The following is a 15,170-nucleotide window of genomic DNA, read 5'->3' on the forward strand; positions in this document are numbered from 1 at the left end:
GAGCCAAGAGAGAGAAGCCCGACCCGCGGGCGGCGTGTGGGTGTTTCTATAGCCCCCCTCTTCCGGGTCCGCAAGCGGAAAATGAAGGTTTCGCGAAATTCAAAATTCGCCCCGTCGAAGCCACTGAAATCAAACGACTTTTCAGGGTGTTCCGCAAAGCAGGAATTGGGAACTCGGCTCCATTCGTCGGCCGGGTCCGTAAAAAAGTGGCGGGAGGGCCCTCGATTTTCCGTTCTCAGGAGGAGACGCGCCCGCCCTCGGAAGGTTCCTAGGTCGGAAAGGGGGCGAAATTTTTCGCAAGGCATCACCGGCGGGAGATGGCGCGCAGACCGTGGTCGGGCGGGCGCCACCGGCAAACGCATCAAGCGCCCGGGAACGAGCCGACATCAGAACAGCGATGGAGGAAAAACCGGCACCGGGGCCGAAATGGCGGAGAGAGAGGGATTCGAACCCTCGATACAGTTTCCCGTATACACGCGTTCCAGGCGTGCGCCTTCAACCACTCGGCCACCTCTCCGGGTGCCCTCTCATGACCGCGCCGCGCGGATTTGGCAAGCGGTTGCGCCAACCGGCGGCGGATTTCACGTCAAATATTGCCGAAAATAGCCCTGGACGGATCGTCGACGACCCGCCGGAGCGAGGCGCGCTGGATCGGATCGCCGGTGGCGGCGGACGGCCAGATCCGCCTCGCCCCTCCGGCGACGCCCCGCGCGCTTATTGCAGCACGGCGCCGCCAACGGCCCGGGGCGTGCGACGCGACCAGCCGCCTGCCATCATGATCGAGGACGGCTGCGCCGGGGGCGCCAGCGGAATCGGTCCGACGCTGCGGTTGGCGGCGTGCGCGCTTTCCAGCGAGGCGACGAAATCCGCGAACCAGCGGCGGATGCTGTTGTCGCGCAGCTTGGCCATCATCGCCTCCCAGCGCAGCCGCCGCTCGGTCAGCGGCATCGCCAGCGCGGTGGCGATCACGCGCGACATTCCGTCGATGTCGTGCGGGTTCACCTGCAGGGCCGTATCGAGCTCGTTGGCGGCGCCGGCGAACTTCGACAGCACCAGCACGCCGGGATCAATCGGGTTCTGCGCGGCGACGTACTCCTTCGCCACCAGGTTCATGCCGTCCTGCAGCGGCGTGACCAGTCCGACATGAGCCGAGCGATAGAGGCCAGCCAGCACGCTCTGGCGATACCCCTTGTTGAGATAGCGGATCGGGGTCCAGTCGACCTCGCCGAGCCGGCCGTTGACGTCGCTGACCAGCTTGGCGAGATCGCCCTGCAGATTGCCGTAGGCCTCGATCGTGCCGCGGGACGGAGTCGCGATCTGCAGCAGCGACACCGCCCGCTGCAACGCAGGCCGGTCGCTCAACATCTTGTCGAACGCTTTGACCCGGTTGATCAGACCCTTCGAGTAGTCGAGACGATCGACACCAATGACCAGCTTCTCGCCGTGCAGACTCTTGCGGAGGCGTGACACCTCAGGGTGAGTCATCGCCTTCTGCGCCTGGGTGGCGAATGCGTCGGCGTCGATGCTGATCGCGAACACGTCGCAGCGCGTGGTGCCGTGCGCGGTTGTCACGACGCCGCCTGTTACCTTCAAGCCGAGTTCGGAGGCGACGTAGCCGAGGAAGTTGCCGCGGTCTTCTTCGGTTTGGAACCCGATCAGATCGTACGCCAGCATCGCCTCGATCAGTTCGCGGTGATGCGGCACGCAGCCGATGGTCGCCCGTGACGGCCACGGCGTATGCAGAAAGAACCCGATCGGATGCTGGACGCCGAGTTGGCGCAGTTCCGCACCGAGCGCGAGGAAGTGGTAATCCTGGATCCAGAACGCCGCGTCCGGCTTGCGAAAGCGCAGCAGCGCCCGCGCCATGAAGGCGTTCACTTCGCGGTAGGATCGATAATCATCATGGGAAACCCGGATCAGATCCGGGCGGGAGTGCAGCGCCGGCCACAGCGCCGAATTGGCAAAGCCTTCGTAGTAACCGCCGTAATGCGCGGCGGGCAGATCGAGCATCGCGAGAGCGCCAGTGCCGAGCGGCTCGATCTCGGCGAAAGGTTCGCGATGAACACCATCACGAACCCGACCGCTGGAGCCGACCCAGATCGCTCCGGATTTTTCCACCACCGGCAGCAGCGCTGCTGCCAACCCTCCCGTCATCGGTTCGTTTCCCGACGCTCGGGCAACTCGGTTCGAAACCACGACCAGGTTCACGTTTCCCTCCGACTCCCCAACTGTCTGGTGCGTCTATGCGACGCTGCGGAGATTAACATCCATTCATCGTGATCGTTCCATGGCAAGTCTGGAACTTTTCTGAGAACTAAGCGTTTTGCGATGTTTTTTGGTCCGGAACCGTACTCAACACGCGAACTAACTGCTCGGTTCGAGCAGACGTGCGAGCCAATTGCGCACATCTCGCGGCTCATCGAAGTGACCAGCGGTGAGTTCGCTGTGACGTCCAACTGAAAATGCGAGACCATCGAGTTCCGGCATGATTGCAAATACCGTCTCGTCGGTGACGTCATCACCAATGAAAATCGGCCGGCGGCCTTTGAATGGCGCGTATTTCATCAGTTCCAGCACGCCGGTTGCCTTGGTGAAGCCTGAATGTTTGATTTCGCACACAGCCTTGCCAGGCAACACTTCGAGCGGCGCATCGGGATGCTCAGCGCGAATCGCCGCAACTGACTCGTAAATTGCTTTCTCAGTGTGCGGTGCGAGACGATAATGCAGCGCCAGTGAGTAGCCCTTGTCCTCCAACAAGATACCAGGACTGATGCGCGCAATCGCAGCAAGCCGGCTCTTGAGTTCCGGATCGAGCGGCGGCGCTTGCGTCGCAACCGCGTCGCCATTGCCCGACAACCGCATCTCTGCGCCATGGCCGCCGACCGCCGGCAGTCGCATCGGCGCAAAAATCAGGTCGATGTCGTTGATCGAGCGGCCACTGACCAAAGCCAATGCCCCCGATGTTCTGCTGAGCAGACTTTTCAGCGTTTGCTCGAGCTCCGGCGGCACCCAGACTACGCGCGGTGTCGGCGCGAGGTCCAGCAGCGTACCGTCGATATCGAGCAACAATGCACACTTATCGAGATGCGGGACCAAGGCGCCCGGAACCGGAACCTGATTTGAGGTGGCCGGCTTGGACGGTTGTTCGATCTTCGTCGTCATCAAGTATCCTCTGTAGCGGCCAGCGGCCGCGCAACCTGTTCGAGGGAGCGGCGCTCAGCCGCGATAGCATAGCGCCAGCCGATGACGGCTGCGCCCATCATCAGCACCGCGCCGAACAAATAGCCGGCGAATACGCTGGCGCGCGAACCTGTGTCGATCAGCGCACCAAACAGCGCCGGCCCCGCGACGCCGCCGATGCCGGTGCCGATCGCGTAGAAAATTGCGATCGCCAGCGCACGAACTTCGAGCGGAAACGTCTCGCTGACGGTGAGATAGGCGGCACTCGCCGCCGGCGAGGCGAAGAAGAAGATCACCATCCAGGCAATCGTCTGGCTCTGCGCGCTGAGTGCGCCGATCGAAAACAAATAGCCCGACACCGCGAGCAGAATCGCCGACACACCGTAAGTGAATCCGATCATGGTGCGGCGGCCGAGCGTGTCGAACAGCCGGCCAAGCAGCAACGGCCCCAGGAAATTACCCGCCGCAAATGGCAGGATGTACCAGCCGACGTGATTGGCCGGGATGCCGAAGAAGTCGGTCAGGATCAGCGCGTAGGTGAAGAAGATGGCGTTGTAGAAAAACGCCTGCGCGGCCATCAGCACCAACCCGACCAACGAACGCTGCCGATAGGTCGAAAACAGCGTCCGCGCGACTTCGAGGATCGGCGTGTGCGTGCGCATCCGCAGCCTGATGGTCGGCAGCACGCGCGGCCGATCGGGTGCATGGCGTGCATGCCGTTCGATATCAGCAACGATCGCTTCGGCGCGTTCGGGCTGGCCGTGGATCATCAGCCAGCGTGGACTCTCTGGAATCCACCAGCGCATCGCGAACACAACGAGGCCGATGATCGCACCGGTGAGATAAGCCAGCCGCCAGCCATAATCGGGATCGATCACCACAGGGTCGAGCAGCACGATGGCACAGACTGCACCGATTGCGGCGCCGATCCAGAAACTGCCGTTGATCACCAGATCGGTCCAGCCGCGATAGCGCGCCGGCACCAGCTCCTGGATGGTGGAGTTGATCGCGGTGTATTCGCCGCCGATGCCGGCACCGGTGAGAAACCGGAACAGCGCGTAGCTCATCACGTCCCACGATGTCGCCGTCGCCGCGGTGGCGGCGAGGTACAAAGCCAGCGTGATGAAGAACAGCTTCTTGCGTCCGATCCGGTCGGTCAGCCAACCGAACCCGATCGCGCCGATCACCGCACCGGCCAGATAAGCGCTGTTGGCGAGCCCGATATCGAGATTGGAGAAGCGCAGGCTCGGACTTTCCTTGAGCGCGCCCGCCAGTGCTCCGGCGAGCGTGACTTCAAGACCGTCGAGGATCCAGGTGATTCCGAGCGCGCCGACCACGCGGGTATGAAAGCTGCTCCAGAGCAGACCATCGAGCCGGGCCGGGATATCGGTGTCGATCACCCGGCCGTCGGCGGTCGCCAGGACCGGAGCCTGCGGCGGCTCGTTGATCGCGGCACTGACGCTGTCGGCCATACACTCCCACTCCGGCTGCGGTGTGCCACGCCGCCAGCGCCGAACGTGGCGATCCACCGGCAAGCGATGGACCGATTTGCGTCGGGTCAACGGGAGAGCGCCGGAACGGTTCCAATGCCCGCGCCGAACCTGCGGCAGCCTGCCGCAAGTTCAGGAGGCTGCGCGCGGAAGGAAGCGATCAGGCAGCGCGGATGTTCGCCATGAATCGATCGAGTTCGGTGCGCAGCCGCGCACTTTCGGACGACAGGCTGCGCGCGGATTGCAGCACCTGGGCGGAAGCCGCCCCGGTTTCGGCGGCGCCGCGATTGACCTCGGCGATGTTGCCGGCGACGCGCTGGGTTCCCTGCGCCACGCCCTGAACGCTGCTGGCGATCTCCCGCGTCGCGGCGTCCTGCTGGGTGACGGCGCTGGCGATCGAAGCGGAGATCGTCGAGATCTCGGCGATCGTGCTGCCGATCTTTTGGATCGACGTCACCGAATCGCGGGTCGCTTCCTGCATCTCGGCAACCTGCGACGAAATCTCGTCGGTCGCCTTCGCGGTTTGGGTGGCGAGCGACTTTACTTCCGCCGCCACCACCGCGAAGCCACGTCCAGCCTCGCCGGCTCGCGCGGCTTCGATGGTCGCATTGAGGGCCAACAGATTGGTCTGCTCGGCGATCGTGGTGATGAGCTGCATCACCTCGCCGATCTGCTGCGCCGCCTGGGTCAACTTGCCGATGCGGTCGTCGGTCTCGTGCGCCTGCGCCACCGCCGCTTCGGCGATCGCGCTCGACTGCCCGACCCGGCGACCGATCTCGCCCACCGAGGCTGACAGCTCTTCGGTCGCGGAAGCCACCGCCTGCATGCCGGACGACGCCTGCTGGGAATCGCCCGCGACCTGGCCGGAGAGTGACTGGGTGGTTTCGGCGGTGCGGGTCAGCGTCGCCGCGGCGCTTTCGAGCTGGGCCGCAGCATCGGAAACATGCGCCACAATCGCGCCGACCGCGCTTTCGAACTCACTGGCAAAGCCGATCAGTTCGGCACGGCGGGCTTCGCGGCCCGCCTCCGCCTCGCGCTCGCGGACAATCGCGTCCTGCTCGGCCTTGCGGCCCGCCTGAACTTTGAATTCCTCGACCGCGGCCGCCATCTCGCCGATTTCGTCGCGGCGGCCGAGCCCCGGCAGCACCACATTGAAGTCGCCGCCGGCCAGTCGGCGCATTGCCGCGCACATCGCCTGCATCGGACGCGAGATGCCGCGGCCGAGCAGCACCGCCAGCACCGCACCGAGCAGGAAGCCACCGATGCCGAGCATCGCCACCATCCGTTCCGTGGTGGTGACGGTTGCGTCGGACTCCCGCTCGAGCCGCTGCTGATCGGCGAGCAGGTCGGCCTTGATCGCTTCGGCAGCGCGGATGATCTCCGCGGCGGAGCCGACCATGGTGGCGCCCTTGGCGTCGATCGCCTTGACGTTGTCGGAGAGCTTGACCAACGCCTGGCGGTACTCGCCCAGCATGGTGAAGATCTCATTCACGGCTGCGGCGATCTCGCCGTCGGCCTTGACGATGTTCAGTGAGTTTTCGACGAATTTCAGCCGCGCCAGCGCGTTGTCGGCGACCGGAATGCTGGAATTGATCGTGAACGTATTCGCCAGCGTCATCGCGCCGGCATACTGCTCGGCGGCGCGCTTGGCGCCGAGTTCGGCGCTGGAATCTTCACGGTCGCTGGCCGCGCTTACCAGGTCGTCGAATTTGTAGCGCAGGTTCAGGCCGCCGCGGGTCACCCCGTTCTGAATCACCAGGGCGCTGTCGGTCTTCAGCGCGACGATGTCGGCGAACAGTTTGGTGAAGGTGGTGAACTCAGTGGACAGGCGCGTCAGCGCCTCGCGCTGCGCCGGTTTGGTGGCGCCCTGCAGCGACGCGGCGATCGCGTCTTTGAGGCGGGCTTCGGCGGCAAGCGCCGCTTTGGCATCGTCTTCCTTGCCGGTCAGCACGTAGTAGCGAGCACGCGCCTCGTAGCCGACCATCTCGCGGTCGATGTTGCGGGCAAGATCCGACTGCCGAACGCCGTCACGGTAGGCGACCACGCCATCCGAGACTCGTTCGAACCCGAGGTAGGCCAGCCCCATGCTGATGGCGGTGATACCGAGCACCACCGCAAAGCCCAGCGTCACCTTGCCACGAAAGCGCAAAGCCGGCAGCGCAAAGGATTTATCCCGCGCTCCGGCGGCTGTCGTACCACTCACTTGATCTACCCCGTCGAAAACGACTTACCCCGGAACCGTACCGGGTACTCCGAAACTACGCGGCATTGTCTAAGGCCGCGTAAACCGGGGCGCGGCGCTCAAGATACCGACTTTAGTCCAACAGGGGCGAAGTACTCACTTGGTGATTTTCCGAGGACACGGCGAAACATTGCCGAAAAAGCGCTCGGACTATCGTAGCCGCAGGCCAGAGCCACGTTCAGGATCGACTGTTCTTCGGCGAGCAGCGACAAGGCGTGCAACAAGCGCGCCTGCTGCCGCCAGCGCAGGAAGCTCATTCCGGTTTCACGCTGAAACAGCCGCATGAAGCTCGCCCGGCTCATATGCAGCGCCCGAGCGGCTTGTTCGAGCGACACAGCAGCAGCGGGTTCGTCGCGGATCTGGTCGCAAAACCGAGCCAACTGCGCATGCTGAGGCCGCGGCAGACTGAGCGGCTCGACCGGTAAGCTCGCAAGTTCCATCAGCAGGAGCTGCGTGACAACGTCCCTGAGTTCCACGCGCCCGGGCGCGTCCGCAACGGCGACAAGCCGCAGGATCAGTTCGCGCAGCAAAGGAGTCACTTCGATTGCGGTGCAGACGACCGGAAGTCCCGCAACCTCCGCCGGGTCGATCAGCAGCGAGCGGAACTGGACGGCCGAATGACTTCTGGTGTCGTGTTCGACACCGGCCGGCACCCACACGGCGCGGCTCGGCGGCACCACCCAGGTGCCATCGGCGGTGGTGACGGAGACGACGCCGGTGACGGCGTAGATCAACTGCGCCTGCGAATGGGAATGACGGCGACTGGCGAAGCGCGGCGCATCCTGGCTGACGACGGCAACATGATCGGTGACCGCCTGCGCCCGCATCGTCCCACCTGATCCTTTCGCGACGATGATTGATCTTTCCGCGCGAGATTATCACAAGTGTCTTGATTTAAGTAAGGGGGACAGTCCCGCAGAGGTCCGTGGATACCCCGTGTTCTCGATCGCCCCTATCGTCCCCAGTCCTGCCCGACCGCTTCACGCGGTGCCGGCGGCTGTCGAGACCTGCGGTCCGAGCACCCGCGCCCTGCCGGCTCACTACGACCAGCTTCTGTCCGTTGCGCTTCGACTTACTGGCGGTCGCCGGGACTGACGGCAGCCTGGCGGCCGTATCCAGCCGTGCCCGCTTTGACCTTTCTTCCGCGCGCAACGGATATCGATCATGTTGAAAAATCCCGAAACCAAATACCGCCCCTTCGTCACGCCCATCGGCCTGCCGGACCGGCAATGGCCGTCCCGTCGTTTGACGTCAGCACCGCGCTGGCTGTCCACCGACCTGCGCGATGGCAATCAGTCGCTGGCCAATCCCATGGGGGTCGAGCGCAAGCAGCGCTTCTACGACATGCTGATCGCGATCGGCTTCAAGGAGATCGAGGTCGCGTTCCCGTCGGCCTCGCAGACCGAATTCGATTTCGTCCGCAGCCTGATCACCGACGACCGGATCCCCGACGACGTGACGATCCAGGTTCTCACCCAATCGCGCACCGACCTGATCGCCCGGACCTTCGAGTCGCTGGAGGGCGCGCAGCGCGCCATCGTGCATCTCTACAATGCGACGGCGCCGCTGTTCCGGCGCGTGGTGTTCGGTATGGAGCGGCGGGACGTCGTCGATCTGGCGATCACAGGTGTCACGGCGATGCTCGACGAGAGTTTGAAGCGTCCCCAAACCGACTGGACTTTCGAGTATTCGCCCGAAACCTTCTGCTTCACCGAGCCAGACTTTGCGTTGGAGATCTGCGAGCGCGTGCTCGACGTTTGGCAGCCGACCCCGGAGCGGCCGGCGATCCTGAACCTGCCGGCGACCGTCGAAGTCGCGATGCCGAACGTCTATGCCGACCAGATCGAGTGGTTCTGCCGCCAGATCTCGCGGCGCGAGTCCGTGGTCATCAGCCTGCATCCTCACAATGACCGTGGCACCGGGGTTGCGGCCGCCGAGCTGGGCCTGCTCGCCGGCGCGGATCGGGTCGAAGGCTGCCTGTTCGGCAATGGCGAGCGCACCGGCAACGTCGATCTCGTGACCCTGGCGCTGAACCTCTACACCCAGGGGATCGACCCCGGGCTGTCGTTCCAGGCGCTGCGCGAGGTGGTGAGCACGGTCGAGCACTGCACCGAACTGCCCGTGCATCCGCGGCATCCCTACGCCGGCGAGCTGGTGCATACGGCGTTCTCCGGCTCGCATCAGGACGCCATCCGCAAGGGCTTCGCCGCGCACGCGCAGCGCAACGACGGTCAGTGGGAGATGCCGTATCTGCCGATCGATCCGGCGGACATCGGCGAAACTTACGAGGCCGTCATCCGCGTCAATTCGCAATCCGGCAAGGGCGGCGTCGCCTGGGTGCTGGAGCAGGACAAGGGATTGAAGCTGCCCAAGCGGATGCAGGCGGATTTCAGCACGCATGTCCAGAGACTGGCGGACGATCTCGGCCGCGAACTCAACACCTCCGACATCTGGCAGTGCTTTGCCGGCTGCTATCTGCAACGCCCGACCGACCGGTTCGCGCTGGTGGACTACAAGGAGACCGGGCCGGTGGGGCAGCGGACGTTCATCGGCCGTATCGCGATCGACGGTAAGGTCCGATCGCTGTCGGGCCGCGGCAACGGCCTGATCTCCGGCGTAGTGGCAGCGCTGCAAGACGCCGGCGGTCCGGTGCTCGACGTCGCGGACTACCAGGAGCACGCGATCGGCTCCGGCGCTACCGCGCAGGCCGCCGCTTATGTCGAATGCCGTACCTCCGATGGCCGCACGGTGTTCGGCACCGGGATCGATCCCGACGTCGCCACGGCTTCGGTGCGTGCGCTTTTGCACGCGGCGAACAACGCCTGATCGATTGCGCCTCACCTTAGATGCATCGGCTGCCATTCAGCCGGTGCACTGCACAGTTCCTTTCGCTGCACCGCAACGTAAGCCGTGCAAATTTCAAGTTCCTGTTCCAGCTAACAGCCAGCTGGCGCCGCCAGGGTGATCCGGCATGGCAACGAACCGCGTAGTTTGCTGCGGTCACCAAACCGTCATCGATGGTTGACGCTCGCACCACTCCGAGCGGCGAAAATCCCAGTTGCAAAGTCCGGCTGCCGCGCTTCTAATTGGAACAATTAAAAATTCATCGGGAGGACTGACGCGTGTCCAAAGTCTCAATGACCGTCAACGGCAAGCTCGTGACGGCGGATGTCGAGGATCGAACACTCCTCGTGCATCTGCTGCGCGATCACCTCGGCCTGACCGGCACCCATGTCGGCTGCGATACCAGCCAATGCGGCTGCTGCGTGGTGCATATCGACGGCCGTGCGGTGAAGTCGTGCACGACGCTGGTCGGCCAGGTCGACGGTGCCAACATCACCACGATCGAAGGCATTTCCAAGGGCGACGAACTGCATCCGATGCAGGCGGCGTTCCGCGACAATCACGGTTTGCAGTGCGGTTACTGCACGCCCGGCATGATCATGTCGGCGATCGACATCGTGCACCGCTACGGCGGCAATCTCGACGAAGAGACCGTGCGCCACGAGCTCGAAGGCAACATCTGCCGGTGCACCGGCTATCATAACATCGTCAAGTCGGTGCTCGACGCCGCCTCCCGCATGAATGTGGCGCAGGCCGCCGAATAGGCCGCCTGCCCGCCTGCCGTTTCGTCGCCGACCACACGTTCGCATGATGGCTGCGACCCGCGACGTTCCGAATCCGCGCGGCCAAAGCAGTCGAAGGGAGAGAATTGCACATGGGCATCGAGGGTATCGGCGCGCGCGTTGCGCGCAAAGAAGACCGCCGCTTCATCACCGGTCGCGGCCGTTATGTCGACGACATCAAGCTGCAGGGCATGACCTATGCGCATTTCGTGCGCAGCCCGCACGCGCACGCCAAGATCACCGGCATCGAACTCGATGCCGCCAAGGCGATGCCGGGCGTGATCGATGTGCTCACCGGCCAGCAGATCGTCGACGACAAGGTCGGCAACCTGATCTGCGGCTGGGCGATCCATTCCAAGGATGGCTCGGCGATGAAGATGGGCGCGTGGCCGGCGATGGCGCCGGAGACGGTGCGCTTCGTCGGCCAGGCGGTCGCGGTGGTGATCGCCGAGAGCAAAAACCTCGCCCGCGACGCCGCCGAGGCCGTGGTGGTGCATTACGAGGAACTGCCCGCGGTCGCTAACATCAAGGCGGCGATTGCCGATGGCGCAGCGCAGCTTCACCCCGAAGCGCCCGGCAACATCGTGTACGACTGGGAGATCGGCGACCAGAAGGCGACCGACGAGGCGTTCAGCAAGGCCGCCAACGTCGTCTCGATCGAGCTCACCAACAACCGGCTGGTGCCGAACGCGATGGAGCCGCGCGCGGCTGTCGCCGAGTACAATCCGGCCGAAGAGCACTTCACACTCTACACCACCTCGCAGAACCCGCATGTCGCGCGTCTGGTGCTGTCGGCGTTCTACAACATCGCCCCCGAGCACAAGCTGCGGGTGGTGGCGCCCGATGTCGGCGGCGGCTTCGGCTCCAAGATCTTCATCTATCCGGAAGAGATGGTGGCGCTGTGGGCCTCGAAGAAAACCGGCCGCCCGGTGAAGTGGACCGGTGACCGCAACGAAGCCTTCGTCACCGACGCGCACGGCCGCGATCATCTGTCGAAAGCCGAGATGGCGTTCGACGCCGACAACAAGATGCTCGGCCTGCGGGTCAAGACCTACGCCAATTTCGGCGCCTACATGTCGCTGTTCTCGTCGTCGGTACCGACCTATCTGTACGCGACGCTGCTGAGCGGCCAGTACAACATCCCGGCGATCTACACCGAGGTGGTGGGCGTCTATACCAACACCACGCCGGTCGACGCCTATCGCGGCGCCGGGCGGCCCGAAGCGTGCTACCTGCTGGAACGTCTGGTCGAGACCGCGGCGCGGCAGCTTAAGGTCGATCCGGCCGAACTGCGGCGCAAGAACTTCATCACCCAATTCCCGCATCAGACCCCGGTGATCATGGCGTACGACACCGGCGACTTCAACGCGTCGCTCGACGCCGCGCTGAAGGCGATCGACTACGCCGGCTTCCCTGCCCGCAAGTCCAAGGCCAAGAGCGAAGGCAAGCTGCGCGGTATCGGCCTGTCCTGCTACATCGAGGCCTGCGGCATCGCGCCGTCGAAGGCGGTCGGCTCGCTCGGCGCCGGCGTCGGCCTGTGGGAGTCGGCCGAAGTCCGCGTCAATCCGGTCGGCACCATCGAGATTCTGACCGGCTCGCACAGCCACGGCCAGGGCCACGAGACCACGTTTGCCCAATTGGTCGCGGACCGGCTCGGCATCCCGATCAACCAGGTCTCGATCGTGCACGGCGACACCGACAAGGTGCAGTTCGGCATGGGCACCTATGGGTCGCGCTCGGCGGCCGTCGGCATGTCGGCGATCTTCAAGGCGATGGAGAAGGTCGAAGCCAAGGCCAAGAAGATCGCGGCGCATCAGCTCGAAGCCTCCGAGAACGACATCGTCATCGAGAACGGCGAGTTCAAAGTCACCGGCACCGACAAGGCGATCGCGCTGCCGATGGTCGCGCTCGCCGCCTACACGGCGCACAATTTGCCGGACGGCATGGAGCCGGGCCTGAAGGAGAGCGCGTTCTACGATCCGACCAACTTCACCTTCCCGGCCGGCTCCTACATCTGCGAAGTCGAGGTCGATCCGGGCACCGGCAAGACCTCGTTCGTCAACTTCGTCGCGGTCGACGACTTCGGTCGGCTGATCAACCCGATGATCGTCGAGGGCCAGGTGCATGGCGGCCTGGTGCAGGGCATCGGTCAGGCGATCCTGGAGAACGCGATCTACGACGACAGCGGCCAGCTCGTGACCGCGTCGTTCATGGACTACGCGATGCCGCGCGCCGACGACGTACCGTCGTTCCAGATCTCGCACACCACAACGCTGTGTCCGGGCAATCCGCTCGGCGTCAAGGGCTGCGGCGAGGCCGGCGCGATCGGCGCATCCGCGGCGGTGATCAACGCTATCACCGACGCGATCGGCAACAACCGGCTGGAAATGCCGGCGACGCCGGACCGGGTGTGGCACGCGATGCAACTGCAACAGGCGGCCGAATAAGACCGTCATTGCGAGCACCCGGATCCGCGCGTCGCGCGGTCCGGGCACAGGCTCCGCGAAGCAATCCAGAGCTTCGCTCCTCGCAATGACGGAGAGCTTGTTGGACAGACAAACAATCGATCTCTGACAGGAGATACCCATGTATTCCACCAACTATCACCGCGCCTCCTCGGTCGACGAAGCCGTGGCGCTGATCGCCAAGGGCAGCGACGCCAAATTCCTCGCCGGCGGCCACACGTTGCTGCCGGTGATGAAGCAGCGGCTCGCAGCGCCGGGCGATCTCGTCGATATCGCCAAGATCCCGGCGCTGATCGGGATCGAGGCCAGCGGCGACACGCTGACCATCAAGGCGGCGACGACCTATTACGACATCATGCATAATGCCGACGTGAAGCGACTAATCCCGGCGATCGCGCATCTCACCTCGGTGCTGGGCGATCCGGCGGTACGCTATCGCGGCACCATCGGCGGATCGGTCGCCACCAACGATCCGGCCGCTGACTATCCGGCCGCGATCCTCGCGCTGAACGCCACGGTCAAGACCAACAAGCGCGAGATCCCGGCCGATCAGTTCTTCAAGGGGCTGTTCATGACCGCGCTGGAAGACAACGAGATGATCACCGCAATCTCGTTCCCGGTGCCGGAGAAGGCCGGCTACGCCAAGATGCGCAATCCGGCGTCGCGCTTCGCGCTGACCGGCGTGTTCGTCGCCAAACTGAAGAGCGGCGAGATCCGCGCCGCCGCCACCGGCGCCTCGCAGGACGGCGTGATGCGGGTGCCGGTGATCGAAGACGCATTGAAGGCGAATTGGTCGGCGTCGGCGCTGGACGGTATCAAGGTATCCGACGATGGCCTGATCGAGGACATCCACGGCACCTCCGACTACCGCGCCAACCTGATCAAGGTGATGGCGCAGCGCGCGGTGCAAGCCGCAGGCTAATTAATTCCACTTCACGGCAAGCGGCGCGCGGCTTTGCGCGCCGCTTTGTTTTTGTGCGGTGCCGCAGCATGGCGGCATGCGGCGCTGGGACGAAAAGTCACTTGCCCGGAGCACACCGGGCATGATGATTGATCCTGACAACAACCGCTCCGCGCCGCGCGCGGACAACAACAATGGACACCCAAGGTGCAAGACACAGTGACCGCCTCCCCCAAGCCGACCACGAAAGCCAACGTCAGCGGACCGCTCACCGGCACCCGCATCGTCGAATTCGCCGGCATCGGGCCCGGCCCGTTCGGCTCGATGCTGCTCGCCGACATGGGCGCCGAGGTGATCACGCTGGTGCGCGCCGGCCAGAAGCCGCAGGGCGCCGCCGCGCGTGGCCGCACCGTCGTCACCGTCGATCTGAAGGACAAAGCCTCGGTCGCCGAGGTGCTGAATTTGCTCGACGGCGCTGACGCGCTGATCGAAGGCTATCGCCCCGGCGTGATGGAGCGCCTCGGCCTCGGCCCCGACGTGGTGATGGCGCGCAATCCGAAGCTGGTGTACGCGCGGATGACCGGCTGGGGCCAGACCGGCCCGCTGGCGCAGGCCGCCGGCCACGACATCAACTACATCTCGATCACCGGCGCGCTCGCCGCGATCGGTCCGAAGGAGCGGCCGGTGCCGCCGCTCAACCTGGTCGGCGATTTCGGCGGCGGCTCGATGTATCTCGTCGTCGGCATCCTCGCCGGGCTGCTCGAAGCCTCGAAGTCCGGCAAGGGCCAGGTGGTCGATGCTGCGATGTGCGACGGCGCCGCCTCGCTGATCACGATGTTCTTCGACATGACCGCGGCGGGCCGCTGGAAGGAAGGTCGCGAGAGCAACATGCTCGACGGCGGCGCGCACTTCTACGGCACCTATGCATGCGCCGACGGCCAGTTCATCTCGATCGGCTCGATCGAGCCGCAGTTCTACGCGCTGCTGCGCCAGATCGCCGGGCTCACCGACGCCGATTACGACGCCCAGATGGACATCAAGCAATGGCCGGCGCTGAAGCAGAAGCTCGCCGCGGTGTTCAAGACCAAGACCCGCGACGAATGGTGCAAGCTGATGGAAGGCACCGACGTCTGTTTCGCCCCGGTGCTGACGATGTCCGAAGCCACCAAGCATCCGCACATGGTGGCGCGCGAGGTGTTCATCAATCACGAGGGCCACATCCAGCCGGCCCCCGCCCCGCGCTTCTCTCGCACCCCCTCGGCGGCC

Annotated in this window: 10 protein-coding genes and 1 tRNA gene; 5 read left to right on the top strand and 6 right to left on the bottom strand. The window is 64.6% G+C overall.

Features of this window, described 5'->3' with window-relative positions; translation table 11 throughout:
* Positions 1-427: 427 nt before the first annotated feature.
* The 6 genes from DYI24_RS08740 to DYI24_RS08765 form a co-directional block, all read right to left on the bottom strand.
* Positions 428-517, bottom strand: a tRNA-Ser gene (locus DYI24_RS08740).
* A gap of 197 nt (positions 518-714) precedes the next feature.
* Positions 715-2,208 carry an alpha,alpha-trehalose-phosphate synthase (UDP-forming) gene (gene otsA / locus DYI24_RS08745; RefSeq protein ID WP_164572011.1) on the bottom strand — a complete coding sequence of 498 codons (1,494 nt, stop codon included), beginning with the start codon at positions 2,206-2,208 and terminating at the stop codon, positions 715-717.
* Between the two features lie 156 nt (positions 2,209-2,364).
* Entirely contained in the window at positions 2,365-3,162 is a 798-nt protein-coding gene (otsB, locus tag DYI24_RS08750; protein ID WP_164572012.1) for a trehalose-phosphatase, read from the bottom strand.
* Positions 3,162-4,652, bottom strand: a complete 1,491-nt coding sequence (locus tag DYI24_RS08755; protein ID WP_164572013.1) for an MFS transporter — start codon at positions 4,650-4,652, stop codon at positions 3,162-3,164. The genes otsB and DYI24_RS08755 overlap by 1 nt, the downstream gene beginning before the upstream one ends.
* Before the next feature lie 178 nt (positions 4,653-4,830).
* Entirely contained in the window at positions 4,831-6,873 is a 2,043-nt protein-coding gene (locus DYI24_RS08760; protein ID WP_164572014.1) for a methyl-accepting chemotaxis protein, read from the bottom strand.
* A 98-nt stretch (positions 6,874-6,971) separates the two neighbouring features.
* The gene (locus DYI24_RS08765) at positions 6,972-7,739 is read right to left on the bottom strand and encodes an AraC family transcriptional regulator (RefSeq protein WP_164572015.1); all 768 of its coding nucleotides are present in this window, start codon (positions 7,737-7,739) and stop codon (positions 6,972-6,974) included.
* Between the two features lie 337 nt (positions 7,740-8,076).
* Here DYI24_RS08765 and leuA point away from each other — a divergent pair, with 337 nt between their 5' ends.
* The 5 genes from leuA to DYI24_RS08790 form a co-directional block, all read left to right on the top strand.
* Positions 8,077-9,738 (top strand): 2-isopropylmalate synthase, encoded by a 1,662-nt coding sequence (gene leuA / locus DYI24_RS08770; RefSeq protein WP_164572016.1) that lies wholly within the window; start codon positions 8,077-8,079, stop codon positions 9,736-9,738.
* Between the two features lie 296 nt (positions 9,739-10,034).
* The gene (locus DYI24_RS08775) at positions 10,035-10,520 is read left to right on the top strand and encodes a (2Fe-2S)-binding protein (protein WP_012497796.1); all 486 of its coding nucleotides are present in this window, start codon (positions 10,035-10,037) and stop codon (positions 10,518-10,520) included.
* A gap of 110 nt (positions 10,521-10,630) precedes the next feature.
* Positions 10,631-12,985, top strand: a complete 2,355-nt coding sequence (locus tag DYI24_RS08780) for a xanthine dehydrogenase family protein molybdopterin-binding subunit (protein WP_164572017.1) — start codon at positions 10,631-10,633, stop codon at positions 12,983-12,985.
* Positions 12,986-13,124: 139 nt separating this feature from the next.
* Positions 13,125-13,925, top strand: coding sequence for an FAD binding domain-containing protein (locus tag DYI24_RS08785; protein ID WP_114356765.1), 801 nt, complete (start codon positions 13,125-13,127; stop codon positions 13,923-13,925).
* Positions 13,926-14,111: 186 nt separating this feature from the next.
* Positions 14,112-15,170, top strand: a 1,059-nt coding sequence (locus tag DYI24_RS08790; protein WP_164572018.1) for a CaiB/BaiF CoA transferase family protein, incomplete at its 3' end; no start/stop codon positions are given.

The sequence above is a fragment of the Rhodopseudomonas sp. BR0C11 genome, assembly GCF_010820945.1.
Lineage (GTDB): Bacteria > Pseudomonadota > Alphaproteobacteria > Rhizobiales > Xanthobacteraceae > Rhodopseudomonas > Rhodopseudomonas palustris_H.